19 protein-coding genes, 2 tRNA genes and 4 pseudogenes are annotated in these 25,630 nt (G+C 53.3%); 19 read left to right on the top strand and 6 right to left on the bottom strand.

Translation table 11 applies throughout. The features are described 5' to 3' along the window. Positions 1-63 precede the first annotated feature (63 nt). The 3 genes from BH714_RS03845 to BH714_RS03855 all read left to right on the top strand — a co-directional run bounded on the left by BH714_RS03845 (position 64) and on the right by BH714_RS03855 (position 2,145). Positions 64-1,692 (top strand): ABC transporter substrate-binding protein, encoded by a 1,629-nt coding sequence (locus tag BH714_RS03845; protein WP_040017086.1) that lies wholly within the window; start codon positions 64-66, stop codon positions 1,690-1,692. 144 nt (positions 1,693-1,836) lie between these two features. After that, positions 1,837-1,924: transfer RNA gene (locus BH714_RS03850), tRNA-Ser, on the top strand. A 133-nt stretch (positions 1,925-2,057) separates the two neighbouring features. Next, positions 2,058-2,145, top strand: a tRNA-Ser gene (locus BH714_RS03855). A 109-nt stretch (positions 2,146-2,254) separates the two neighbouring features. Here the strand turns inward: BH714_RS03855 and BH714_RS03860 are convergent. Then, a complete protein-coding gene (locus BH714_RS03860) occupies positions 2,255-2,506 on the bottom strand; it encodes a DUF4942 domain-containing protein (RefSeq protein ID WP_335671953.1) in 252 nt (83 codons plus the stop codon). Positions 2,507-3,146: 640 nt separating this feature from the next. Here BH714_RS03860 and BH714_RS03865 point away from each other — a divergent pair. From BH714_RS03865 to BH714_RS03910, 11 genes and pseudogenes are all read left to right on the top strand, one after another. Next, positions 3,147-3,604: pseudogene (locus BH714_RS03865) on the top strand (type VI secretion system ATPase TssH); the annotation flags it as partial. Between the two features lie 4 nt (positions 3,605-3,608). After that, positions 3,609-4,250 (top strand): annotated as a pseudogene (locus BH714_RS03870) (hypothetical protein). Beyond that, on the top strand, positions 4,247-4,459 hold the full coding sequence (locus BH714_RS03875; protein WP_052445441.1) for a hypothetical protein: 213 nt from the start codon (positions 4,247-4,249) through the stop codon (positions 4,457-4,459). The pseudogene BH714_RS03870 and the gene BH714_RS03875 overlap by 4 nt, the downstream one beginning before the upstream one ends. Positions 4,460-4,645: 186 nt before the next feature. Beyond that, the gene (locus tag BH714_RS03880) at positions 4,646-7,174 is read left to right on the top strand and encodes a type VI secretion system Vgr family protein (protein WP_040017089.1); all 2,529 of its coding nucleotides are present in this window, start codon (positions 4,646-4,648) and stop codon (positions 7,172-7,174) included. 1 nt (position 7,175) lies between these two features. Further along, on the top strand, positions 7,176-9,182 hold the full coding sequence (locus tag BH714_RS03885; protein WP_040017090.1) for a lipase family protein: 2,007 nt from the start codon (positions 7,176-7,178) through the stop codon (positions 9,180-9,182). Continuing rightward, positions 9,175-9,966: a hypothetical protein gene (locus BH714_RS03890; protein WP_040017091.1), complete on the top strand. Its 792-nt coding sequence runs from the start codon at positions 9,175-9,177 to the stop codon at positions 9,964-9,966. Before BH714_RS03885 ends, BH714_RS03890 begins: the two co-directional genes overlap by 8 nt. Positions 9,967-10,196: 230 nt before the next feature. Further along, positions 10,197-10,463 (top strand): hypothetical protein, encoded by a 267-nt coding sequence (locus BH714_RS24255; RefSeq protein WP_052445442.1) that lies wholly within the window; start codon positions 10,197-10,199, stop codon positions 10,461-10,463. A 330-nt stretch (positions 10,464-10,793) separates the two neighbouring features. Next, positions 10,794-11,060 carry a PAAR domain-containing protein gene (locus BH714_RS23425; protein WP_072040331.1) on the top strand — a complete coding sequence of 89 codons (267 nt, stop codon included), beginning with the start codon at positions 10,794-10,796 and terminating at the stop codon, positions 11,058-11,060. A gap of 3 nt (positions 11,061-11,063) precedes the next feature. Next, positions 11,064-12,224, top strand: a complete 1,161-nt coding sequence (locus tag BH714_RS03900) for a hypothetical protein (protein WP_040017092.1) — start codon at positions 11,064-11,066, stop codon at positions 12,222-12,224. Next, positions 12,211-15,624 (top strand): ImcF-related family protein, encoded by a 3,414-nt coding sequence (locus BH714_RS03905; protein WP_040017093.1) that lies wholly within the window; start codon positions 12,211-12,213, stop codon positions 15,622-15,624. The genes BH714_RS03900 and BH714_RS03905 overlap by 14 nt, the downstream gene beginning before the upstream one ends. Further along, a complete protein-coding gene (locus BH714_RS03910; protein WP_040017094.1) occupies positions 15,624-15,857 on the top strand; it encodes a hypothetical protein in 234 nt (77 codons plus the stop codon). The genes BH714_RS03905 and BH714_RS03910 overlap by 1 nt, the downstream gene beginning before the upstream one ends. A gap of 23 nt (positions 15,858-15,880) precedes the next feature. Here the strand turns inward: BH714_RS03910 and BH714_RS03915 are convergent, their stop codons facing one another. Genes BH714_RS03915 through hpxO form a run of 3 tightly spaced genes read right to left on the bottom strand, consistent with a single transcriptional unit; the run spans position 15,881 to position 19,050 of the window. Beyond that, positions 15,881-16,831, bottom strand: a complete 951-nt coding sequence (locus BH714_RS03915) for a PDR/VanB family oxidoreductase (RefSeq protein ID WP_040017095.1) — start codon at positions 16,829-16,831, stop codon at positions 15,881-15,883. Between the two features lie 12 nt (positions 16,832-16,843). Continuing rightward, complete coding sequence (hpxD, locus tag BH714_RS03920; RefSeq protein WP_032677828.1) at positions 16,844-17,878, bottom strand: molybdenum cofactor-independent xanthine hydroxylase subunit HpxD; 1,035 nt, start codon at positions 17,876-17,878, stop codon at positions 16,844-16,846. A 17-nt stretch (positions 17,879-17,895) separates the two neighbouring features. Next, complete coding sequence (hpxO, locus tag BH714_RS03925) at positions 17,896-19,050, bottom strand: FAD-dependent urate hydroxylase HpxO (RefSeq protein WP_040017096.1); 1,155 nt, start codon at positions 19,048-19,050, stop codon at positions 17,896-17,898. Positions 19,051-19,292: 242 nt separating this feature from the next. Between hpxO and uraD the strand changes: the two genes are divergently transcribed. Together uraD and uraH are read left to right on the top strand one after the other, a co-directional pair. Then, positions 19,293-19,793: a 2-oxo-4-hydroxy-4-carboxy-5-ureidoimidazoline decarboxylase gene (gene uraD / locus BH714_RS03930; protein ID WP_040017097.1), complete on the top strand. Its 501-nt coding sequence runs from the start codon at positions 19,293-19,295 to the stop codon at positions 19,791-19,793. Next, complete coding sequence (gene uraH, locus BH714_RS03935; protein WP_014169459.1) at positions 19,790-20,113, top strand: hydroxyisourate hydrolase; 324 nt, start codon at positions 19,790-19,792, stop codon at positions 20,111-20,113. The genes uraD and uraH overlap by 4 nt, the downstream gene beginning before the upstream one ends. Here uraH and guaD read toward each other — a convergent pair. After that, a complete protein-coding gene (guaD, locus tag BH714_RS03940) occupies positions 20,093-21,412 on the bottom strand; it encodes a guanine deaminase (RefSeq protein ID WP_040017098.1) in 1,320 nt (439 codons plus the stop codon). The two genes, uraH and guaD, sit on opposite strands and share 21 nt — an antisense overlap. A gap of 99 nt (positions 21,413-21,511) precedes the next feature. Beyond that, complete coding sequence (locus BH714_RS03945; RefSeq protein ID WP_020884747.1) at positions 21,512-23,008, bottom strand: NCS1 family nucleobase:cation symporter-1; 1,497 nt, start codon at positions 23,006-23,008, stop codon at positions 21,512-21,514. A 144-nt stretch (positions 23,009-23,152) separates the two neighbouring features. Between BH714_RS03945 and BH714_RS03950 the strand changes: the two genes are divergently transcribed. The 3 genes and pseudogenes from BH714_RS03950 to puuE all read left to right on the top strand — a co-directional run. Continuing rightward, on the top strand, positions 23,153-23,869 hold the full coding sequence (locus tag BH714_RS03950) for a GntR family transcriptional regulator (RefSeq protein ID WP_020884746.1): 717 nt from the start codon (positions 23,153-23,155) through the stop codon (positions 23,867-23,869). Beyond that, positions 23,869-24,739 (top strand): annotated as a pseudogene (locus BH714_RS03955) (aspartate/glutamate racemase family protein); the annotation flags it as partial. The gene BH714_RS03950 and the pseudogene BH714_RS03955, both read left to right, overlap by 1 nt. Beyond that, positions 24,642-25,559, top strand: a pseudogene (puuE, locus tag BH714_RS03960) (allantoinase PuuE); the annotation flags it as partial. The pseudogenes BH714_RS03955 and puuE, both read left to right, overlap by 98 nt. Between the last annotated feature and the right edge of the window lie 71 nt (positions 25,560-25,630).

The raw sequence follows: 25,630 nt of genomic DNA on the forward strand, positions 1-25,630 counted from the left end.
TTACACGTTGAGCGCTAAGTGTTATTTCCGGATCGTCAAAAAACAGACAATAAGGCGAAGGAAATGAAACCACAAGCACGCACGCGCTTTACACTCTCTTTGTTAACGGCAGGGATCCTGTGCGCCAGCACGGCGACCTGGGCGGCTAACGTGCCAGCAGGAACACAGCTGGCCGATAAACAGGAACTGGTCAGAAACAACGGTAATGAACCGGCCTCACTTGACCCGCATAAAGTCGAAAGCGATGTCGAATTCAATATTATCAGCGATATCTTCGAAGGGCTGGTTAGCGTTTCTCCGACTGGCGAAATACAGCCACGGCTGGCAGAAAAATGGGAGAACAAAGACAACACCGTCTGGACTTTTCATCTGCGTCCAGGCATCACATGGAGTGACGGCACCGCGATTACCGCGCAGGATGTGGTCTGGAGCTGGCAGCGTCTGACAGACCCCAAAACCGCCTCGCCGTATGCCAGCTATCCGGGCAACATGCATATTGTTAACGCCGCTGATATCGCTCAGGGGAAAAAAGCACCGGATACGCTGGGTGTAAAAGCCATTAACGATACTACGCTTGAGGTCACGCTGACTCAACCTAATGCCGCATTCCTTGCCATGCTGGCCCATCCGTCGCTGGTGCCGGTGGATAAGGTGCTGATTGGTCGGTTTGGTGATAAGTGGACCAAACCGGAGCATATCGTCACCAGCGGAGCGTATAAACTGTCGCAGTGGGTGGTTAACGAGCGCATCGTGGCGGAGCGTAACGCGCGCTACTGGGATAACGCACATACCGTTATCAATAAGGTGACCTATCTGCCGATCACCTCCGAGGCCTCGGATGTAAACCGTTTTAAAGCAGGTGAAATCGATATTGTTTATACGGTGCCGATCAACCAGTTTGCCCAGCTCAAGAAAACCCTGGGTAGCCAGCTGGATGTCTCCCCGCAGCTTGCCACCTATTACTATGAATTCAACACCACCCGGCCGCCGTTCAACGACGCGCGTGTACGTAAGGCGCTGAACATGGCGCTGGATAAAGAGATCATTGCCGGGAAGGTATTAGGGCAGGGGCAGCGTCCGGCGTGGCTTATCAGCCAGCCAGATATTGGCGGTGTGACGCTCCAGAACCCGGACTATGCCAACTGGCCGATGGATAAACGTATCGAAGAAGCGAAAAAGCTGCTGGCCGAAGCCGGCTTTAACGCCAGCCATCCGCTGCGTTTTAACCTGCTCTATAACACCTCTGAATCGCACCAGCGCATCGCGATTGCCGCCAGCTCTATGTGGAAGAAAAACCTCGGGGTGGAGGCGAAGCTGCAAAATCAGGAGTGGAAAACGATGCTCGATACGATGCATACCCACGACTTTGACGCAGTGCGCTACGCCTGGATTGCCGATTACGACGATGCTGCCACTTTCCTGAACAACTTCCGTACCGGTGACAGCGAAAACACCAGCCAGTACAGCAATCCGGAGTATGACCAGGCGCTGGTGAACGCCGCGAAAGCCAAAACACCGGCAGAGCGCGGTAAGTTCTATCAGCAGGCGGAAGATTTGCTGGCGCGCGATGTGCCTGCCATTCCGGTTTATCACTATGTCCGCACGCACCTGGTCAAACCGTGGGTGGGAGGATTCACGCCGGACAAGCTGGGGTACTATTTCACCAGGGACATGTATATCAAAAAACACTGAGCATGAACGCTGAATTTTGTGCTGATAAAATGGCCGATACGTTGTCTATTCAACCGATTAAACGCATTTTGGCTATTTTTAAAGCGAACGAATGCGGTCACTCTTTACAGCATGCGGAGAGGTGTTTATAGTTCGCCTCACTTAGGAAGTGTGGCCGAGCGGTTGAAGGCACCGGTCTTGAAAACCGGCGACCCGAAAGGGTTCCAGAGTTCGAATCTCTGCGCTTCCGCCAGACATAAAAGCCCTGCGATAGTCATATCGCGGGGCTTTTTGCTTTTAAGGGGCATGGATAGCACCCGCAGAAAAAAATAGAAAAATTCCTGCTTTACAAGGCGCTAATAGATGTTTATAGTGCGCCTCACTTTGGAAGCGTGGCCGAGCGGTTGAAGGCACCGGTCTTGAAAACCGGCGACCCGAAAGGGTTCTAGAGTTCGAATCTCTACGCTTCCGCCAAATTTGAAACCCAGGTCGTTATGCGACCTGGTTTTTTTGTTTTTGTCGGTTTTCAGTATGCCATTGCCGTCTGGCTTGTGTCGGTGGGGCTAAGAATTCATCGGACGGATTAGTAACCGGCATCTGTTACATCTTGCTCCTGGTGTTCCAGGATAATGCCAGCGATGATGTCATTGGGGTTATCCACCCGTTCTGGTCGTTTAATGACGTGAGTCGTTCCCTTCTGAAAATAGTTAATCGCAAATATCTCATCTTCATAACGATTGCAATGCCTGTTTTCATCAATGAGAGCATTCAGTCGTCTGGTTACATTTTCATGGTTATCGAATGTAGCCACGCGATCTAAGGGAATCAGCTTCACAGGTACGCCCTTATGCATATAACTTACGGAACGATCGACACCCTTCCGAATTTTTTCAAACTACACAGAACAGGTTGTTGTTCAAGGTCGTACCCACTCCTCGAACGATACCTGAGATGTACATATCACGAGTACTGGGGCGAGGCATGCAAAAATCCCCTGCGATATTTGTTTTTCTGATGAAAATAATCAGACCCATTTAAATAAATAATAAAAATGGTGAAGACCAGTAAATGTCGCCAATTTTTCACACAGGCAGGCACGTTCTGCCTTTCATTTTTTGATAAAAGTACAAAATCAGATATTTCATGTGATTGATGAGATTTTATACAAAATTGTCCCTAAATTAAATTGATCACTTACTGTACACCCTTATTTCATAAGGGTTAAAGGGGTATGCAAGAAAATTCTTATAAATCAGAAAGATTATCTTTGGCTATCAGGATTTCTATGGGAAACATTTTGTTACATTTTTTGATTTCCGATCGGGTGGGGAACGTTCCTACACTCCGGCCATTGGGTCTTATCCGAAATTTTTTCATTTCAGATAAATGCTCAAAAATATTGTGTCGACATGCTGGTGAATGGAATGCGCCCGCTATTAATTCCGGGAGTTAATTTCCATCGAATGATGTAAACCGGCAGCGACCACCTGATGCAACTGCTGGATGAACAGCCGGACGCCACCGAAGGCGATCTGCAGGAGCTGCTGCGATTTTACGTGACCACTTCCAGCCAGCGCTGCTGGCCCGTTTCCAGACGGTGATTTACCGCCCGCTACATGAGGCTGCCATGCGCACCATCGTGGAAATGAAGCTCGCTCAGGTGAGCAAGCGCCTGCATCGTCATGACGGCTTGTCCACGAATATTGAAGAGAGCCTGTATGACGCTCTGACTGCTGCCTGCCTGCTGCCGGATACCGGCGCGTGTAACGTCGACAGCCTGCTCAATCAACAACTTCTGCCTGTGTTGAGTCAACAACTGCTGACTCACATGGCCGCGAAACAGAAACCAACGTCTCTGACGATGGGTTGGAGTGAGGAAGAGGGTATCGGGCTGGAGTTTGATGTGCGCTCTGGTTCTGTAATTGATGGGTAGTGATATGGACAGCGCAAAAGAGATTGCCAGAGATATGCTTGAGGCCATTAATATTGATGGGTCCGGTTTTTGGGGGGCAATAGGAAAAGGGTTTATTTCATTTCCAGTCAGTCTTGCCTATCTGGGGTATGATTTCATTGATACTGAGCATCGCAGAGATAATCTGGATGATAAGTTCAGGCTGGCGCGATTAGTTAAAAAGGGTGTATTTAATCATCAGGTTATTGAGCAAATCATCAAGACCTCTCTCGAAGATTTTATTTCACGCATTCACGCCGAAAAGATATCTTCTATCGTGAAAAATGTTTCCGGTTCGTTCATGGGGAAAATGGCGTTTACTGAACTAACGGGGGTAAAGCTGGGCAAAGCAATAGTATCCAGAGGTGTATCAGCTTTTTTTGCAGGAAGTTTGGCTGGCTTATTGTTATCTGTTGGTGCTGAAACATCCAGAGCAATTTATACATCAAGAGACCTCGAAGACAGAAATCCTGTTTTGCACAATAAACTCCAACGTCTGGGTGACCAGGATCTTCTTTATTTTATTGTTGAAGATATCGTTTAGCCTTTTGAAACAGCTTGTGAAATAGGAGACAGAAATCCTGCCGAGTTTGATAAAGTATGCGAATACTTTTTTGGAGGCTTATGAAAATCAAGGTGATTCTTCTGGTAATCCTTTCCCGATTAATTCGCGGGGCAGGGATGGGGCTGGGTGTTTCTGGTATTGCATTTACTATTTGGTTTTTTTTCTTATCTTCAAGCGAATCCAGATACATCTGGGGTATGTTTTCGATAGCAGAATTTTTTGCAGGCTATCTTATATATCGGTTTGCTTATACATATGTTTATGATGAATAACCTTACGGTTTTGTCATCCCCTGAAAATCAATCAGGAAGATATTTACAACGTCCCACCAACAGGCATAGAGACAACGTGGCTATACGGTGGAGTAGCTAAATAAAAATAATTTAAACCTTATACCGTTGCCTTTCTTTCCGTCACTGGTCATTAAGGATGTAGAAATATTACACGGAGTCAAGAGCGTGAGTCTGACAGATACACTGAGCAGTTTAATCTATACCCCGCTAAACCGTTACCAACTGGATATTCCGTCGTGTGCGGCAAATATTGACGTGGAAGGTTTCAGCGGCTCAGAAGCGATGAGTTCACTGTACAAGTACACCATCAACTTCACCAGTGCCGACAAGAACATTGATGCCCGGCAGATGCTGAGCAAGCCAGCGACGCTGACCATGGGTGCGGGTAATCTGCTTTCCCTGACGGCGCGCAAGGTGGTTCACGGAGTAGTGACGCATTTCGAGCGTACGGGCGGTTCAGCGGATGAAGCGCAGTACTGCATCGTGCTGGAGCCGTTTCTGGCGCTGTTGGGCAATCAGTTTCGTACTCACCGTTTCTTCGTCAACAAATCAGTGCCGGAAGTGGTAGAGCAAATTCTTGGCGAGCATGGTTTGAAGGGATGGGAGTATGAGTTCAAGCTTAAACAAACTTACCCAAAACGGGAACAGATAAACCAGTACCAGGAAAGTGACCTGGAGTTTATCGAACGCCTGCTGGCCGAGGTTGGGATTTTCTACTTCTTCACTCTGCAGCCGGACACGCAAACTGAAGTGGTGCACTTTGCTGACAAGCAGAGCGCCTGGACGTTTGGCAAATCGCTACCTCTCAGCAGCCCGTCAGGAATGAATGATAATGCTGCCGAATCGGTGTGGGGCGTTAACGTTCAACAGAACGTGGTGGAGCGTTCTGTCACGGCCAGTGACTATAACCACCGTGAAGCCCAGAACATCCTGACTTCAGTACCGGCTGACATGACCCGCGGCGACGGGGAGGGGAATACTTACGGTGATGTGTATCACTACCGGCCACGTCACCTTGAACGTGGCGATAAAATCACGCCAGCGGCAGAAACCGGTAACTTCTGGGCGCGCCTGGAGCATGAGCGCTTTCTGTCCACCCAGACCACGGTAACCGGCAGCAGCACCGACCACACCCTGGGGCCGGCGCAGGTGCTGACCATCACCGAAATGGCTATCCCACCAACACTGCCCCGCGAAACGGAGAACGGTATTGTTATTATCCGCACTGGCTACTCTGCCAGCCGTAAGAATGCCCTGAAGGTGGCATGGGTAGCGATGCCTTACTACGAGAACCGCTGCTGGCGTCCTGCTGCTAAAAAGCGCCCGGTGGTCAGCGGCACCCTGACGGCACGAGTGACCAGCGCCAAAGAGAACGATATCTACGCCTGGCAGGATGCATCAGGTATGTACCGGGTGAAATTCGACGCTGACCGCGACGACAAACGTCAGGGCATGGAAAGTATGCCGGTACGCTTTGCCAAACCTTATGGAGGCGACAAGTACGGTTTTCACTTTCCGCTGATACAGGGTACTGAAGTCGCCATTGCGTTCCATGAAGGTGACCCGGACCGTCCATACATCGCTCACGCCCTCCACGACTCCCGCCACGTTGACCACGTCACTGAAGCCAACAGCACGCGTAACGTTATCCGCACAGCTGGCCTGAACAAACTGCGGATGGAGGACAAGCGCGGCGAAGAGCACGTCAAGCTCAGTACAGAATACGGAGGTAAGACCCAACTTAATTTAGGGCACAACGTCAATGCTTCCAGGGTTCTTCGTGGTGAAGGGGCAGAGTTGCGCACTAACGACTGGGTCAGCGTTCGTGGTGGTAAGGGCATTCTGCTTACTGCAGATGCTCAGCCTGACGTCGGCAGTAAAATGCTTGAAATGGACAGGGCTGTAGAACAACTGGAGCAGGCACTCACGCTGGCAAGAAGCCTCCAGGCTGCTGCGAAAGGGGCACAGGCGACAGTATCTGACATCGACAGTCAAAAGACGCTAAACAGCTCACTGAAATATCTAAAAATGCCGGGATTGCTGGCCAGTGCTCCCGCTGGAATAGGCATTCTCAGTCCTGAGGCTGTCCGGCTTGCTTCAGGCGGGGCAAGTATTAGCCTCATGTCAGGTAAAAACACAGATATCAGCGCCGGGCAATCATTCACTGTTGCGGCAAGCGAAGCTGTAAGTTTGTTTGCACAGGCTGCAGGAATGAAAATGTATGCCGGGGCAGGGAAGGTTGATATTCAGGCGCAGGCGGATGCCATGAATGTCTCGGCGCTACAGGACATCACCATCACCAGTGGCCAGGGAAGTGTAAAGGTGAATGCCAGCCAGGAGCTGGTTTTAAGTTGTGGGGGCGCTTATATAAAGCTTAGCGGCGGGAATATTGAACTGGGATGTCCGGGAAATATTTTGCTGAAAGCGGCCAATGTTAATCAGACCGGTCCTGCCAGTTTAGATACACCACCTGTAACTTTTCCTAAAGGGTACAGTGAAGGGTTTATCACAACATCATCGGCCAGCGGAGCAGTCAAGCCTTTCACCACATATAAAATTACAACGGCTGAAGGGGAGGTTTATGAGGGCATTTCCGGTGCAGAAGGAGAGACTTCTCCAATATTTACGTCTATGCCATCGCAGTTAAAAATCGAATATCCGCGAAATATAGCTGATAGCCAGGAGGGCGAATAAAATGACTACAGCTGTATCCTCACTCTGCCGTAAAAACCCCCATGCTCCATGCGAAGAGCAGAAGCCCTACTGGGTAGAATTTCAACTGGTTGATGAGCAGGGCGAACCTGTGGCGAATATGCCATGGACTGCTGAAAGTTCACACCCTGTTTCCGGGCCAGTCGATAACTTTACGTATACAGGTCAAAGTGACTCAGATGGGCTTATTCGCATTGATATGCCGCATGGACTTGAATTAGCTCTGAAATTAGAATCGACTGCTTTAGTAAATGAAATGGAGAAGAGAGCGCTTCGCCCAGGTAGAGATGCAGAAACCGATTCTTTAGTTAGACAGCCTGCAGTAGATGCCGGTCATATCTGGCATTACGCCGTAGTCGGTGAACTTAGTTCAGGTTATCCTAATATCGAATTGCATAAAGGCGAAACCTTACCATCCTTCCATTTTCCATCTAACAAGTCTTTCAAAGGGCTTACCGTCCGGACAAATGAACTTGAAAAGCGGCATATTATTGAAATTTGCCCTTTTAGAGCATGGGAGTTGGTATTACATCACCAGGATGAATATTCAATGGCAAATGCCATCAACCTCGGAGCAAGTGCCTCTCTAGCTTATGCCGATGATAAAGCACTCCGGCCGGAATCAATAACACGATTTTATATAAACCAGTGCCAAGATTTATCGCGTTTACCTCAGCTCCATAAAGGCGGTTTTAGTTACAATACACTAGTGCAGGATGTACCATTTAGCGAGCGATATAATCCTCCTGTTTTCATGGATACCTCTAGAGACACCTCGAAGACTGATAATAAAAGTGGCAGCACCTCTGGAGGGGGGAACTCAGCAAAACCAGAAGGCGATACTCAACTGTATTATGTTTACAATACAGATAAAGTCATTGTCGCATGGAGAGGGACTGCAGGGTTGTATGATGTCGGAACGGATCTGGCATTTAGTCCTGTTAGCACTGAGGTATGTGATGTAAATAAAACTATGTGCACAAACTTGAGTCCTGCTGGAAAAGTGCACGATGGATTCCTAAGTGGATATAGTAGATCTGAAAGGCTTTTTTCTTCTGAGTTTGATGAGCTCTTAACTTTAATTAGAGCACGAAATTTATTTGTTTGCGGCCATAGTTTGGGGGGAGCGCTTGCATTAATTTACTCTGCTGCACTAAAGTCTGAAAAACCTTTGCTCTACACATATGGTATGCCCCGTACCTTTACCAAGGAGGCAGTTCAGCAGTTATCCGAAATCACCCATTTCCGTCATGTAAATGATAATGATCCCGTTCCAGCAGTTCCACCCGAAGCGAGTCTAGATAATGCGTTATATAACCTCTGGGGACCACTTGGGAAAACTTTAGGGATGCTGTGGTCTATTGGAGAACTTCTGGCTTACCAAGCTATATCTTGGGGGGATTGCTTTTGGCACCATGGTAATCCAGTTGTATTTCTAACTGCGACACAAAGTCGTGAGTGGCAAGAATGTAAAACAAGTTTGCCCGTACCTGCTGGTTGCATAAATTTAAAAAGGCTTCTTCCGATAAAAGCTAAATTATATCTTGTTCCTTCTTTGTCGGACCAAGAGATGCAAACTGCAGGCCGTAAACAAAAGGAGTTCAGAGGGTCACTAACGGCTAGCAAGCTGGAAGAGATTTTTCCTGAAGGACAAAACCCCGACCGTGGAGCAGATTTAACATTTGGCGATCATTTCATGACGTCGTATATGCCTTACATGAATAATAAGTTATTGGAACTAATAGATAACGAAGGATTGGTTGAGAACCGGAATTTTACTGAGCATCTATATAATGTAGATCGTTTTAAAGAGCAAATGTCGGAACATAAAGATGAAATTCCTGAAAAGGAATATGAAAGAAATGAGATATTCCTTGGCATAGAAGGGTTATTGAAGGCATCACTATCGCCTACTCTGTCTGAATCTTATGGGAATGATGCGCTAGTTCGATTTGCCATTTATGGTGATGAGGTGATTGAAAATGCTTAATAAAAACAAATTAATTTTTTTACCGCTTGTCTTTTTTATAGTCGGAGGTTGTAGTCATGCCACAAGCAATGCAATTTCCCCTCCAGCGGATACCAAATGGGTGACTGTTGAGGTTAGTAATCCTTCAAAATACACAAGACCATTTCCTCTTGAAGTTAGATATATTTCACGTGAATGCCAGAAAAAAAGAGTGAACGGATTTGATGGTTCTGTGGATGCGGAATTAAGCTATAACGTTATTAAAGTACCTTTACAACAGCAGAATGGTGATAAATGGAAAGGTACAGTCGCTATTACTGGCGGGGGGGAGTGTGTATGGAGCTTAAGCGCAATTAATGTGGGTATTGAATATATAGATGCTACACATCTTGGGAATGATTTAGTACCTGGAACTGCGGTTGGTGTAACTATTGCTTTTGATGCTGATGCTGCGCGGAATGGACAATTTGACACAGTGGCGGGGAATGATTTGAATTACACTCCAAAATACTATCCTTTTATAAAAAAATGGAATGATAGCCCACAGTCTACTATGCGGGATAAATTATACCTTTTCGGTAAGGAAGATGCGTTTTGGAAAGTGAAGTTGGACTATAAACCTAACGAAAATGTTTTAATAAATTACACTCCCTCTATAGACGAAAGTAAAAAAGTATTGATGATATTCCCTAATAAGAAGGGGAAAGAAGCTATGTACTCTTTTGTCTATCCAGATGGGAGCGTCATTTCATCAAAAAACACAACACCTGATTTTAGCAAAGTCAACGGATCTGGTGGGAAATAATCTGCTGATCAACTTTGTTTTCCCTCTTTGAGGGAGACGTGATTTTGCTTACTAAGATAAAGTTAATGATGCTGCTTCTGGCAGTTTTTATGGTTGGAGGGGGCGGCCGAGTGATCAATTGAGTACTCTTGCCGCCTGTAGATGCCAATTTTATAGCCATAGAAATTCACAATCCCTCTCATTACACTAAACAGTTTCCGCTTGAGGTCAGATACATCTCGCATGAATGCATGAAAAAAAGAATCAGTGGATTTGATGGCTCAAGTATCACAGAGCCAAGCTATAACGTTATTGGGGGCTTCATGCGGCAAGATAGCGGGGATATTTTGATAGCAAAAGTTGCTATGGCTGGTGGTGGTTCATGTAAATGGACGTTGAGTGTGGTCAATTTCGGTATCGAGTATATAGATGCGATACTTCTTGGCAAAGTTCTTGTTACTGGCACGGTGGTTGGTGTGACTCTCGCCTTTGATAATTATGCTTCTCGTAATGGATAATTTACCTTTGTCATTGAGGATGTAGATTTATCCCCTAAACATTATCCTTATATAAAGAGAAAAGTTGAGGGGGGATGGCTTATCGCTATTTGGTAAGAGAGACTTTCTATCATTGCGTGTTGGTGATGTTAGTTCAATGAGCCCCCCTTAAATAGATAAGGGGGAAATAGCAAGGTTTGTTGGGTTAGAAAAGAAAATGAAAGGTGAATATCTAAATGTTATTTGTACGGATAGAAGTGTTGCTCCTGGAAGAACGTTTTTCCCTGATTTTGATAAGAACGATAAAATGAAAGTTAAATGATTTTTGTTTATTTTTTTCGAGGATTCAACATGACAAAAGGCTTGGTTTTGCTTGGTGACAAAACTTCTCACGGCGGAAAAGTGATCTCCGCCTCTTCCAACATTACTGTCGACGGAAAAAAAGCCGCATTAGTGGGTGATATGGTGAGTTGTCCGGTAGATGGGCATGGAACTAATCCTATCGTGGAAGGATCACCGCACCGCACCTTTAACGGTCGCGCTGTTGTCGTCGATGGCTGTAAATGTCAGTGCGGTTGTACTGTCATTTCAAGTGCTCAGAACAGCACAATAGGATAAGCAATGGGCTGGGAAAGGACGAAAGCAACAACAATGGAGTTGCCTCCTGAGCCATCATTTATTGGATGGCTGTTAGCAGGAGGTGTTGCCGCAGTTGTGGGGGTTTTGCTGTTTATCCTGCATGCGTCAGGCATGATTAAGGCTCTGGCTGCATTCAATATCTGGTGGCTGGCATCCAGCCCGGTTCTTGGCTGGTTTTTTCTGTTTTGTTTGCGGGGATGGCTGTGGGGCAGAACAGTCAATGAACATCAGTTTTTGCAGAAGGAAGCTGAATACGGACAGCAACAGTGGGAAGCCTGGGCTGGACGTTATCTGGCCGTCCTTGGAAGCAGCATACTGCTACCTTCCGGAGTGACCTCTGACGCCATTGCTAAATCAGATGCTACAGATGCGCCGCAATTTCTTTCACTGACCTGCCATTTTGATGCGCAATCGGTGAATTCCACCTCTTTGCTCGAAATGGGGCTGGCCGGTGTACAAGAGGTGATATCAATGTTGCCTGCGACAGTACCATTCAACGTCACCATTGTGAGCGACATGATTTCGTCAGATTTCGAGACCCGGTTTCACAAATCATGGGGAAAAATTTATCCTGGGCGTGAGCTAACAGGTTCGATCTCATATTTTGAAGCCCTTTCTTTTGTCTGGATCGAGGAGCGCCTTAAAAATCCCGTTTTCGATATTGATTTGATCCTGATATTGCAGAATCAGGGGGCTGAACAGTATTCCGATGCACTCGCAGCGATGGTACTTACCAGCGATGATGTTGCTGAAAAATACCAGCTTTCACACTCCGCCCGCATATTGCGACCGATGCCGCTGGACATGACAAATTTCAGGGCTGATATGGGGTTGTTCCTCGAAACACAAACGATCGCCTGCCAGACGTCAAACGTGTTCTGTGATTACGGGCACTGGAATGACGGGTTTGCTGATCTAATGACCGCGTCTCAATCACATCTGACACCGTGGGTGCCCCAGGAAATTGATGTACTGGAAAAATATAACGGAATTCCAGGGGGCGGGAGTGCGTGGCTTCTAGCCACATTACTGGCCGACATCGTGTCCGTCAGCAACAAACCTGTTTTAGGGTTGTTTACCTCAGGTGCTGATCGTTTTGTCAGTACTGTTACTTCAGGGAGTGAAAATAATGATGCCGGGTAGTACATGGAGCAGAGGAGGGCTTGCTGGCATAATAGCCTGCATCTCAGCGATTATAGTGGCCTTGATCCTTCATTTCGGCCCCTCGCATGGCCTTGATACCCGACCAATGCAAGTGCTTGCATTCGTTGCCGTATGGATAGTCCTGCTGATTGTTTTCTATACGCCGTTCATGTTCCGGTTTATGAAGGAAAGATATCATCGCTGGCGGGAACAGAAGAACAATGCATTGCCTTCTGATGAATCAAGAGTTGCCCGGACTCCACCACGCAATGTCACCGTTGATACCATCCGTGACGCCATGCGTAACCTCTACGGTCCACGCTGGGGCCGTAAAACACGCATCCTGCTGGTCACTGGCACCGTCACTGAGGTGGAGAAACTGACTCCGGATCTCACAGTTCAGCTCTGGCAGGAAGACCGTGGCACGCTGTTGCTGTGGGGCGGTGACCTCAACACGCCAGCAGACAGTGCCTGGCTGACCGCACTGCGCAAACTGCGCTGCCGTCCGGTGGATGGCATGGTGTGGGTCACCTCGGCCTTTGACCAGCTGTCAGCACCTGGGCTGGAGCTGCCGCTGCCGGTACCGTCTGAAAGCACCATGGATTCCCTGTCTCACGCCATCAGCGCACGTATGGAAGCGCTTGGCTGGCAGATCCCGCTGTATGTCTGGTCCCTGCACCCGCGAGCAGGTAAGCCGGAAGGACGGGTTGTACAGGCAGCCGGCTGTCTGTTGCCTGCCGGTTGTCGCACCGAAGGACTGGCAGAGCAACTCTCCGCCCTGGCGCCGGAACTGACCTCACTGGGCCTGCAGCAGACCTGCGGTGAAGTGAAACATAACTTCTTACTGGCGCTTGCCGACCAGCTCATTCGTGAGCCACAGAGCGTGACCACACCGCTGTCGGTGATGCTCAATCCGTACCGACCGCTGCCGCTGGCCGGTGTGGTGTTCAGCCAGCCTTCTGCGGGGGCTGAGCGCGCAGTGGCGCATCACTGGGGCATGGATAATCGCTGGGAGGTTCTGCCGGAGTCAGTCCGGACACTTCCTGCCGGACTGCGTCCGCGCAAGCCAGGCATTCCATGGCGTAAGCTGTTGGCATCTGCTGTCGCCGTGGCAATGGTGGGCTGGGCGGCGTGGATGGGGACAGCGTACGTGACCAACCGCAGCCAGATTGACGGTGCGAATGCCCAGGCTGCACTTGCCGCACGACAAAACCAGCCGCTGGAACAGCGTCTGCACGCGCTGTCTGAGCTACAGAAAACGCTGGCCCGTCTGCAATACCGGTCTGAACACGGCGTGCCGTGGTACGAGCAGGCTGGGCTGAGCCAGAATAACGCCCTGCTGGCAGCCCTCTGGCCACGTTATCAGGACAGCGCTCTGCCGCTGTTGCGGGATGCGGCTGCTGACCATTTGCAGATGCAGGTCAGTGCCTTTAATGCGTTGCCGCCGGGTAGCCCGCTGCGTGAACAGATGGCAAAAAGCACGTATGACCAGCTCAAACTCTACCTGATGCTGGCGCGTCCGGAGCATATGGATGCCGCCTGGTTCAGCTCTGCTTTGCTGAATGACTGGCCGAAGCGTAACGGTGTGAAAGACGGTGTCTGGCTGGGGATGGCTCCGTCTCTGTTGTCGTTCTGGGGCGCGCAGCTGGTCGCGCACCCGGAGTGGAAACTCCGTGCCGATGAAAACATGGTCAGCCAGGCCCGCTCCCTGCTGGTTCGCCTGATGGGAGTACGTAACAGCGAATCGGCTCTGTACCAGAAGATGCTCTCCGGGGTGGCACACCTGTATGTCGATATGCGCCTCGAAGACATGACCGGCGATACCGATGCATCCCGTCTGTTCAGCACTCATGAAGTCGTGCCGGGGATGTTTATCCGCCAGGCCTGGGAGCAGGCGGTGCAGCCTGCCATCGAGAAGGTGGTGAAGGCCCGCCGGGACGAACTCGACTGGGTGCTCACTGACGGCAGGCGTCAGGCGAAAACGCAGGACGAAACCTCCCCGGAAGCACTGAAAAAGCGCCTGACGGAGCGGTACTTTGCTGACTTTGGCGGAGCCTGGCTGGCATTTCTGAACAGCCTGCGATGGAACCGGGCCACCACGCTGTCTGATTCAATTGACCAGCTCACCCTGATGGCCGATGTGCGTCAGTCACCTCTGGTTGCGCTGATGAACACCCTGAATGTGCAGGGGCGTACCGGGCAGACGGGCGAAGCCATTTCGGATTCCCTGGTGAAATCGGCCAAAAATCTGCTCGGCGGTGATAACAATGATGCCATTGACCAGAGTGCCGGCGTTCATGGTCCGCTGGATGCGACCTTTGGCCCGGTACTGGCGCTGATGGACAAGAACCGTTCAGGTGTACAGGGGCAAAGTCTGCAGTCCTTCCTGACCCGCGTGACGCAGGTGCGTCTGCGCCTGCAGCAGGTGACCAATGCCGCCGACCCGCAGGCAATGACCCAGACCATTGCCCAGACCGTATTCCAGGGTAAAGCCGTGGACCTCACCGAAACCCGTGACTACGGCAGCCTGATGGCCGCCGGTCTGGGCCAGGAATGGAGTGGCTTCGGTCGCTCGGTGTTTGTAAACCCGATGGAGCAGGCCTGGCAGCAGGTGCTGACCCCGGCAGCCGACAGCCTCAATACCCAATGGCAGCAGGCGGTGGTGGCGGAGTGGAACAGTGCATTTGGGGGCCGTTATCCGTTTAATAACTCCAGCAGTGATGTTTCTCTGCCGCTGCTGGCTAAATATCTGAATGCCGATTCCGGGCGTATCGCCCAATTCCTGCAGACCCGTCTTAAGGGCGTGCTGCATAAAGAGGGCAACCACTGGGTACCGGACAGCATCAATTCGCAGGGGCTGGTGTTTAATCCAGCATTCCTCAATGCCATCAACACCCTGAGCCACATCTCGGATGTGGCCTTCACGGAAGGCAATGCTGGCATGAACTTTGAGCTTCGTCCGGGCACCGCTGATGGCGTGATGCAGACCGACATGATTATTGACAGCCAGAAACTGACCTACGTGAATCAAATGCCGGTGTGGAAGCGCTTCACGTGGCCTGCAGATACGGAAGCCCCCGGCGCGAACCTGAGCTGGATTAGTACTCAGGCCGGGACCCGTCAGTACGCGGATATACCGGGGCGCTGGGGCCTAATCCGTCTGCTCGATGAAGCCAGCGTTAAAGCCTATCCGGGCGTGGGCAGCAGCTACAGCCTGAGCTGGAAAGCACAGGATGGTCGCTCGCTCAATTACACCCTGCGTACCGAAGCGGGAGAAGGCCCGCTGGCACTGCTGAAGCTGCGTAATTTCCGTCTGCCGGAAACCATCTTCAGTACCACCGGTGTCGCATCGTCAGACCCGGTGGCAGACGTGTCCAGTGACGACGGAGAGGTGTACTGATGAGCACGCTAAATGCCTTACTCAGTACCTGTCAGGCAGAGCAGGCACCACTGCTTGCCAGGATGATGAAGCGTCAGGCCAGTTATGCTGCCATGAGGGATCGTTTTATCGTCTGGTCTGCTGTTTTTTGGGGTGATATCGGTGATTATGGACATGCTTTTTTCTCCGAAACCCTGTATGCCATTTGTTTTGACTATCCGTGGATCCCGCCAAATTTAAACACCCTGCGATAGCAATATCGCAGGGTTTTTTCGTTCTACAACCCAATCACCAGTTCCCCTGAATGGCTTCGCGAGCAGCACAGCGCCACCTGCTGGTCTGCCGCGCTTTTCTCCGCCTCCGACTGCACGCTATCCCGGTGATCCACTACGCCGTCGATAACCGGCGTCAGACAGGCGCCGCAAATCCCCATTTCACAGGAGAGCGGTACCGCCACGCCGTTTTCCAGCAGCACCTGCGCGATAGTTTTGTCCGCCGGCACCGGCCAGCGCTCGCCGGTTGATGCCAGCTTGACTGTAAAAATCTCGCCCGTTTCATTACAGTCGGCGGGCATAACGGGCTGGAATGCTTCGCTGTGAAGATTGCTCTCCGCCCAGCCTTTCGCGAGGGCGACCTGATACACTTTCTCCATAAAACCTGCCGGCCCGCAGACCCAGGCGTGGAAACCGGGCGCTGGCGTGGGCATGTGCTCTGCCAGCGCAGTGCGCGGGCTGATGGTATGGATGACACACTCGCCGTGTTTAAATTGCATGAGTTCACGTGCAAACGCCGCGTTGCCATGCTCTTTAACGTAATAGTGCAGCGTAAACGGGGTGCCGGAAGCCTCCAGCTGCCGGGCCATCGCATACAAGGGCGTTATGCCTATCCCTGCCGCCAGCAGCAAGAAGCGTTCAGCCTCGTGCAGCGCAAACAGATTGCGCGGTGAGGAGATAAGCAGTTTCTGCCCCGGACGTAGCGTCTCGTGAACATAGCGTGACCCGCCGCGCGAGGCGGTTTCACGTCCTACGCAAATAAGATAGCTCTCGCTGTCGCTTGCGCCGGTCAGCGAATACTGGCGAACCAGCCCGCAGGGCAGATGCACGTCAATGTGCGCCCCGGGCTGCCAGCCCGGCAGGGCTTCACCGTATTCTGACACCAGCCTGATGGCGAGACTCTTATCCCCCTCACGCCAGAGACCGTCGACAATAACGCTTAACATTTCGCTCATCACGTTCCTCCGTCACACCAGGAAAAACTCGCCGAAGCCCATTTTTTTCAGCCCCCGGCGGTAGGCAATCGAGCTTTTATCCGCAGGGATATGGGCTTCCAGAGTCAGATCCAGTGGCAGGCTTTCCGGGCGCTGCGTCTCAACCATCAGGCGGTCTTCTTCAAAAATACGCAAATTGAAGGCGTGCACTTCCTCTACCGGAATATGCAGGTCAAAGTTGCGCGCGATAGGGGCGAACATGCGGGTTACCCGTGAAGAGACGGGCGAGGCGGCGTTCATGATCACCAGCCTGGCTTCCCCCGGAAAATGGATCGTCAGCGTGGCGGTAAACGGTAAATGCATTTCAAAATGACGCAGCCACTGGAAGCCTTCTGGGGCCTGGACATCGGAGCTGGCGGGGTAGTTGCTCACCGAGCTCCAGTAATCGGCAACAAAGCCAAACGGCGTCTCCTGGGGCTGATAATGGGGTACCAGCGGATTATTGGGGTCAGCAAAGGTGTCAGTGTGGATCCAGGCAAAATGCGCCACGTCCAGAAAGCCTTCCACCTGACGGCCGGCGAAGCCATTCACTTCAAACGCCGGGCAGTTGATCTGCTGAAATCCGTCGTTATCCCAGTGCGGCATGGTGGGCAGCGGCATTGGGTTATCGGGATCAAACGCCAGGCAGGTCCAGATCAACCCAAAGCGCTCCTCCACGGCATAGTTAATCAGGTTAAGCTTCGCGGGAACCGGCTGGTCAGGGCTGGACGGAATGCGGTTGCAGCGTCCATCTTCACCAAAGCGTAAGCCATGATAAGGGCAGATTATCCCGTGTTCATCGTGAAAGCCCAGCGTCAGCGGTACGCCGCGGTGCGGGCAAACGTCCCGGGCGACCACAACCTGGTCTTTGACGCGGTAGATAACCAGTTGTTCGTCGAGCAGGGTGGCTTTGACCGGTGCCGCGCCGATGTCGCAGGCGCGAGCAACCGGATGCCAGCATTTTGCCAGACGCAGCCAGTCCTCTGGCTCAAACGTACAATGGGCGGGTGGAGTCGGTTGTATTTTCATGGTTGTCCCTCTCGCGTTCAGCCTAAAGGCCCGGCCTGAATGGTGTCGCACAGACCGTTAATGATGCGCTCTCCGGTCTCCTCTTTGAGCTCCTGGTACCAGGCCCGGGTCAATGCCATGTCTTTGCCATGCGTGATATCACAGCGTTTACGGGCCTTAAGCACCAGGTCGCGGACCCGGTCACAGCGCAGCGCTTCGTACTGCCGCAACGCCAGTGCGATGTTGTGGTTCTCGCGCAGGCAGTCACCCAGCACCACGGCGTCCTCCATCGCCGCGCATCCGCCCTGGCCGATATCCGGCGTGGTGCTGTGCGCGGCATCGCCAAGAAGCGCCACGTTGCCGCGCACCAGGGTGTCGAACGGTTCAATGTCGTGGATTTCGATACGGTTTGTGGTCTCGGGATCCAGCGCGGCGATGAGCTTCTGTACCGGTGGCGCCCAGCCGCGGAAATAGCCCGTGAGATCGGCGCGAAGGGTAGTGCGATCTTCCGCCAGCCCGAGGGGGAGCGGAACATCAAAAAAGAAATAGAAGCGTCCGCCGGCGACGGGCATCAGCGAAACGCGCTTGCCCTCGCCGACGAAGGTGGTCCACTGGTGCGCAGGGGCAATCTCTTCATCAATCTTCACCAGCCCGTTCCAGTTGACGTAACCGGCGTAGCGGCGCTCGGGCGTATAGCCCAGCACGTACGGGCGAACCGCGGAGTGACTGCCATCGGCGGCAATCAGGAAATCCCCCGTCGCGGTAGTACCGTCGGTGAAGGTGACGGTGACGCCAGCCGCGTCCTCACGGACGCTTTCAACGCGTTTGCCGAACTGAACGTTCTCGTGCCCCCAGAAGTTCAGCATTTCGCGCTGCAGTTCCGTACGCGACACGGGGCAGGGGCGACCGCCCGTGCGCTCGACCAGCGGGGCAAGGCTAAAGCGGGTGAGGGTATCGCCGCGCCGGTGATCCTTATAGGCCATAAAGCGCATAGGGCCGCCGTAGGTCTCGATGATGTCGCCCATCCCGAGGTGCTGCATGCATTTCACCCCATTGGGCCAGATGGAGATGGCCGCACCGACGGGCTTCATCTCTTTCACGGCCTCAAACACGGTACAGTCGATTCCCGCCTTCTTCAGCGCTACAGCAGCGCTCAGGCCGCCAATGCCCGCGCCAATAACGATTGCTCTCATGCTTCTCTCCTTTTGCAGGGTGTAAAAAGGGAAGAGCAATTTGCGTACCAGGCTGCAGAGTGGCGAAAAGCGCGTTGTTTGAAGCGGTTTTGCACTGCTAAGGTGCGCAAACGCGGTGAGAATGCCTTTTTATGAATCAATAATTTCCTGTTGTGCGATCCAGAATCGACTGTTTCATGGGGGATGGCAAGAGTGGCGTAGTTTGTGCAAAGCGAGAAAACGACGATATGACGGGAGCGAGTATGATTGCACTGCAAACTTTTAATCAACTGAGCCACGAAGAGGCGCTCGCGCATTTGCAGCCCTGCGTGGCGTTGCCCGACTGGGCCGATGCGCTGGTGCAGGGGCGGCCCTATTTACACCGCAAAGCACTGTTCGACGCCGCCCGGGCGCTGGCACAAACTTGGGATGAAACGGCGCTTACGCAGGCCCTGAATGCGCACCCGCGTATTGGTGAGAAACCGACGGGAGCCCGGGCGGAGGCGATGCTTTCGCGCCAGGAGCAGGGCGCCGTCGACAACCGCGACAGGCAGCTGGCACAGGCACTGCAGGAAGGGAACGCTCGCTACGAGGCCCGTTTTGGACGCGTGTTTTTGATCCGCGCGAAAGGCCGTAGCGGTGAGGAGATTTTACGCGCCCTCAACGCCCGGCTGGAAAACAGCGATGCGCGGGAGGTACAGGCCGCACTGGAACAGCTGCGGGAAATTACGCTGCTTCGGCTGGAAGGAGTCATTGACGAATGAGTACGTTAAGCACGCATATTCTTGATATTTCGACGGGAAAACCGGCGCAGGGCGTAAGGGTTTATCTTGAGCAGGACGGCGTCGTATTGGCCACTGCTTTTACTAACGCCCAGGGGCGCATCACCGCGTTTATCCCTTTCCTGCCTGCAGGACGTTACCGGCTGGTGGCCGAGATAGGGGCTTGGTTCACCGAAACCGGCCGCGACACGCTTTACCCCTGCGCACAGATCGATTTTGTGACGGGAGAAACGGCAGACGAGCACTTCCACCTGCCGTTTGTGATTGCGCCGGGCGGGTGGTCAACCTACCGCGGCAGTTGACCACACCTGCACACCGTTGACCCAGGTCTCGCTAATATTGCGCTCGTCGCCCAGGGTCATCAGCACAAACAGCTGCTCATAAATGTCCTGACAGCGCCGGTTACGCAGGCGCTGTAGCGGCGTAACGGCCGGGTCGATGACGATAAAATCGGCCTCTTTGCCGGGGGCGAAATTGCCAATTTTATCGTCCAGCCTCAGGGCGTGAGCGCCGCCCAGCGTGGCGTGATAAAACGCTTCGCTGGCGCGCAGGCGGTAGCTCTGCAGCTGACCCACCTTGTACGCCTCCCCGAGGGTGCGCAGCATGCTGAAGGTGGTTCCGGCACCCACATCGGTGCCAATGCCCATACGTACCTGGTGTTGCCAGCAGGCGGGTAAGCGGAACAGTCCGCTGCCAAGAAACAGGTTCGAGGTGGGGCAAAACGCCACCGCCGAGCCGGTATCGTGCAGACAGCGCCATTCGCTCTCATGGAGGTGGATCCCATGGGCAAACACGCTGCGTTCGCCGGTCAGCCCGTAATGATGATACACATCCAGATAACGTTCATGTTCCGGCCACAGATCGCTTACCCAGGCCACTTCATTTGGGTTTTCGCTCAGATGGGTCTGCATCCACGTGTCGGGAAACTCCTCTCTGAGCAGGCTGACCGCGGCCAGCAGTTCCGGTGAGGAGGTCGGGGCAAAGCGTGGCGTAATGGCGTAGCCCAACCGTCCACGGTGGTGCCAGCGCTGGATCAACTCGCGCGTCTGCCGGTAGCTCTCTTTCGCGGTTTCACTCAGGTAGTCAGGCGTGTGGCGGTCCATCATCACCTTGCCGGCGATAAGGCGCATGTTAAGGCGCAGGGCCTCGGTGAACAGCGCCTCGACCGATTCAGGATGCAGCGTACAAAACACCAGCGCGGTGGTGGTGCCGTGGCTGACCAGTTGGTTGATGAAAAACGCCGCAATCTCTTTCGCATAGGCCTCATCGGCAAACTGGCTTTCTACCGGGAACGTGTAGGTGGTCAGCCACTCCAGCAGCTGCTCACCAAAAGCGCCAATCATCTCCGTCTGCGGGTAATGGACGTGGGTATCGACAAAACCCGGGAGCAGCAGTTTGCCGCGCAGGTCGGTGTACCCTTTGTAGGGATCAAGATACTGCTCGCCCTCCTGCCAGGCCATCTGCGCCAGAATTTTGCCGTTATGGATGAACAACAGCCCGTCTTCAAGGTAGCGCGCCTGTTGGGCGATAACGTCTGCACTGTCGCAGACCTGGGCAATATCAAAAAATGCACAGCGGATCGCAGTCTGGTAGTCCATCATGATTCCTGCCTTAGTGTTTGCGTAGCGGGGTGATGAGACTGAGCAAAAACGGTGCCAGAATGAAAAAGGCCGCAGAGGAACTGCGGCCCGGAGGAAGGGTTACTCTTTTTGCGTTGCCACGCGGGGGCTGTACGACGAGGCGCCTGCCGCTTCACGCTCTTCCCGCGCCAGCCAGCGGTAGGTGACCCCGCCCAGGAAGACGCCGATAAACCAGCTAAAGTTTGCCACTTCATGCAGGGAGGGAATAAAGCTTATCACCAGTCCAACGGCAACGGATGGGACCAGCGCGCCGATGGCTTTCGGGTTGAAACCGTTGCGATACCAGTATTTGCCTTTTGGCGTGTCATCAAACAGATCGTCTACGGAGACCTTGCCGCGCTTAATCAGGTAAAAATCGGCAATCAGAATCCCGAACAGCGGGCCAATAAATGCCCCGAGCACGTCCAGAGTGTAGTGGATAAGCTCCGGCGAGTTAAACAGGTTCCACGGGGTTAACAGGATAGAGCCGACGGCGGCGATCATCCCCCCGGTGCGGAAGCTGATTTTTTGCGGTGAACAGTTAGAGAAATCAAACGCCGGGGAGACGAAGTTCGCCACGATGTTGATCCCGATGGTGGCGGTGATCATGGTCAGCAAGCCAATGGCCACGGCCAGATCGTTGCCCACACGGCTGACGGTTTCAATCGGGTCAGTGATCATGCGGCCAAACAGCGATTGCGTACCCGACACAATCACCACGGTAACGATGGAGAACAGCAGGAAGTTAAACGGCAGACCCCAGCGGTTACCGCGGCGGATCTCTCCCATGCTTTTACCGTAGCGGGAGAAGTCACCAAAATTGAGCAGCGGGCCGGAGAAGTAAGAGACCACCAGCGCCGTGGCGGTGATCATCTGCCAGGTCTGCTCACCGGCGCTCAGGGATTTGCTGGCGAGGGTAAAGGAGATGCCGTCAAAACCGGTCTTGTATACAATCCATCCCGCCAGCGCCAGCATCACTACGTAGACCGCCGGACCGGCGATATCAATAAAGCGCTTAATGGCGCTCATGCCGTGCCAGAAGACCATCGCCTGCAGCACCCACATGATAGCGAAACAGATCCAGCCAAGATGCGACAGGCCCAGGAACGAACCGGTGGTGAGCGTCGCGAGTGAAGGCCAGAACTTAAGCGCCACCAGCATCAGCGCGTTGGCGGCCAGGTAGGTCTGAATGCCGTACCATGCGAAAGCAATCAGCCCGCGGATCACCGCCGGAATATTGGCCCCGAAAACGCCAAATGCCTGACGGCAAATCACCGCGTAGGGTACGCCTGCCATCTGACTCGGTTTCGCCACCAGGTTGGCACACAACTGCACAATGCAAATCCCTATCAGCAGGCAGAGCAAGACCTGCCAGCTTGCCAGCCCGAGCGTAAAGAAGCTCGCGGCAACAACATAACCCCCCATGCTGTGGACGTCCGACATCCAGAAAGAAAAGATGTTGTACCAGCTCCAGTTCTGGTCACGCGTCGGTGCCAGATCCTCATTGCAAAGCCGTGGGCTGTAAACCGCACCGGAATCAGCGGCCGTACCGTGCTGCGCGTTTTGTCTGTTTGGCATGAAACCTGCTCCTGTGAATGAAAACCCGTTAAGTGGGAGTGCAGACGGTGTTGCAGGATCCAGGCCAAAATAATAAATCTTGTATGCAATATTTTATTTTTATGTATACGATTCGATAGCGAAAAGTAAAAATCGGAGTGGTTAATGAACAACATAAACAGCCTGCAGACCGCGCCAGACCTGCATGACAAAGATGAATCCATCTTTCAGGCGCTGATGACCGCGATAGTCGAACATCAGTTGCTCCCGGGAAGTAAATTGCCTGAAGAGGCGCTGGCTGAGGTCTTCGGCGTGAGCCGCACCGGTATTCGCAAGGTGCTGCAACGACTCGCCGCTGTGCAAATGGTCACCTTAACGCCCAAACGTGGTGCACACGTGGCCAGCCCGACGGTAGAAGAGGCGCAGCAGATCTTCCGCACGCGCGCTCTGCTTGAGGTGGCTAACCTGCCAGACGTGCTGGCCCACTGTCAGCCGCCGCATCTGGCTGCACTGGAAGGGATTATTCGCCAGGAGCAGCAGGCGCACGAAGCGTATGACGGTCCCGCCGCAATCCGCCACTCCGCCAATTTCCATATTCAGCTTCAGGCCATTTCAGGCAATCAGGTGCTGACAGAGATGGTGACCGGACTGAGCCAGCGGTCGTCGCTGGTGATCGCAGCCTGGGGCGCGCCGTGGCGTCAGGGCTGCCGCTGCAATGACCACGAGCAACTGGTGGAACTCTTGCGCCAGAAGGCGCTCCAGCCCCTGAGTGAGGCCTTAATGCACCATTTTGAACATATTGTCGCCAGCCTCTGTTTCGAACGGGCCGGTGAGTGCCTGCCTGATTTTGCCCGGCTGTTCGCCAGCCACAAGGAGTCGTAATGTCGTCTGTTTGTATACAAGTGATTAACCCCAACACCAGCCTCGCGATGACGGAAACCATCGGCGCCGCAGCCCGCGCGGTAGCAGCACCGGGAACGGAGATCCTCGCCGTCTGCCCGAGCGCAGGTGTGCCCTCGATAGAAGGTCATTTTGATGAGGCCATCGCCGCCGTGGGCGTTCTCGAACAGATAAAACGCGGACGGCAACAGGGCGTGGATGGACACGTGATTGCCTGCTTTGGTGACCCCGGCCTGCTGGCGGCGCGCGAGCTGGCGCAGGGGCCGGTCATCGGTATCGCAGAAGCTGCGATGCATATGGCCACGCTGGTGGCAACACGCTTTTCCGTTGTGACTACGCTGCCGCGCACGCGGATTATCGCCCGTCATCTGTTGCACCAGTATGGTTTCCAGGACCACTGTGCAGCCCTGCATGCCATCGATCTGCCGGTGCTGGCACTGGAAGACGGTAGCGGCCTTGCTCAGGAGAAGGTGCGCGCGCGCTGCATCCAGGCGCTGAAAGAAGATGGCTGCGGCGCGATTGTGCTCGGCTGCGGTGGAATGGCGACGCTGGCGCAGGAGCTGACGCGCGAGCTGCACGTGCCGGTGATCGACGGCGTCAGCGCGGCGGTGAAAATGGTCGAGTCGCTGGTGGCGCTGGGGCTGTCAACCAGCAAGCACGGGGACCTGGCTTTCCCGGAGAAAAAAGCGTTGAGCGGACACTTTCAGGCACTGAATCCATTTTAATTGAGGGGGTGATAATGGCGCTTTTTAACGAAGATTATCCGCGGGACTTACGCGGCTATGCAGGCAAGCCGCCGCACGCGCAGTGGCCGAACCAGGCGCGCATCGCCGTGCAGTTTGTACTCAATTACGAAGAAGGGGCGGAAAACCACGTTCTGCACGGTGATGCCGGCTCAGAACAATTCCTCTCGGACATCATCGGTGCGGCCAGTTATCCGGACAGACACATGTCGATGGACTCCCTCTATGAATACGGCAGCCGCGCTGGGTTCTGGCGGATCCATAACGAATTCTGCAAGCGTGGCCTGCCGCTGACGGTCTTTGGCGTGGCAATGGCGCTGGCGCGACATCCCGATATCGTTGACGCCATCAAAGCGGCTGATTATGACGTGGTCAGCCACGGCTGGCGCTGGATCCACTATCAAAGTATGGATATCAACCAGGAGCGCGAGCACCTGCACAAGGCGGTGCATGTCCTGACTGACCTGTTTGGCAAACCGCCTGCCGGCTGGTACACCGGGCGTGACAGCCCAAACACCCGCCAGCTGGTAGTGGAGCATGGGGGCTTTGACTATGACAGCGACTACTATGGCGACGATTTACCGTTCTGGACGCAAGTGGCGTGCAGCGACGGCACGCGCAAACCCCACCTGATTGTGCCGTATACGCTGGATGCCAACGACATGCGCTTCGCGACCGCGCAGGGGTTCAACACCGCCGAGCAGTTTTATACCTACCTGAAAGACAGCTTTGACGTGTTGTACGAAGAAGGGGAACGTGCGCCGAAGATGATGTCCATCGGCATGCATTGCCGTCTGCTGGGGCGTCCGGGGCGTTTTCGTGCTCTGCAGCGGTTCCTCGATTACCTTGCGCAGCACGATCGGGTATGGGTCTGTACCCGCCAGCAGATAGCCGATCACTGGCGTGAAGTGCACCCGTTTCAACAATAACGATCCAGCAGTGCGCCGGGCGGGCGGTGACGCCTGTCCCGGCCTGCTGCTTATCTGAGGGGAAAAGCGCC

Source organism: Enterobacter ludwigii, assembly GCF_001750725.1.
In the GTDB taxonomy this organism is placed as follows: domain Bacteria; phylum Pseudomonadota; class Gammaproteobacteria; order Enterobacterales; family Enterobacteriaceae; genus Enterobacter; species Enterobacter ludwigii.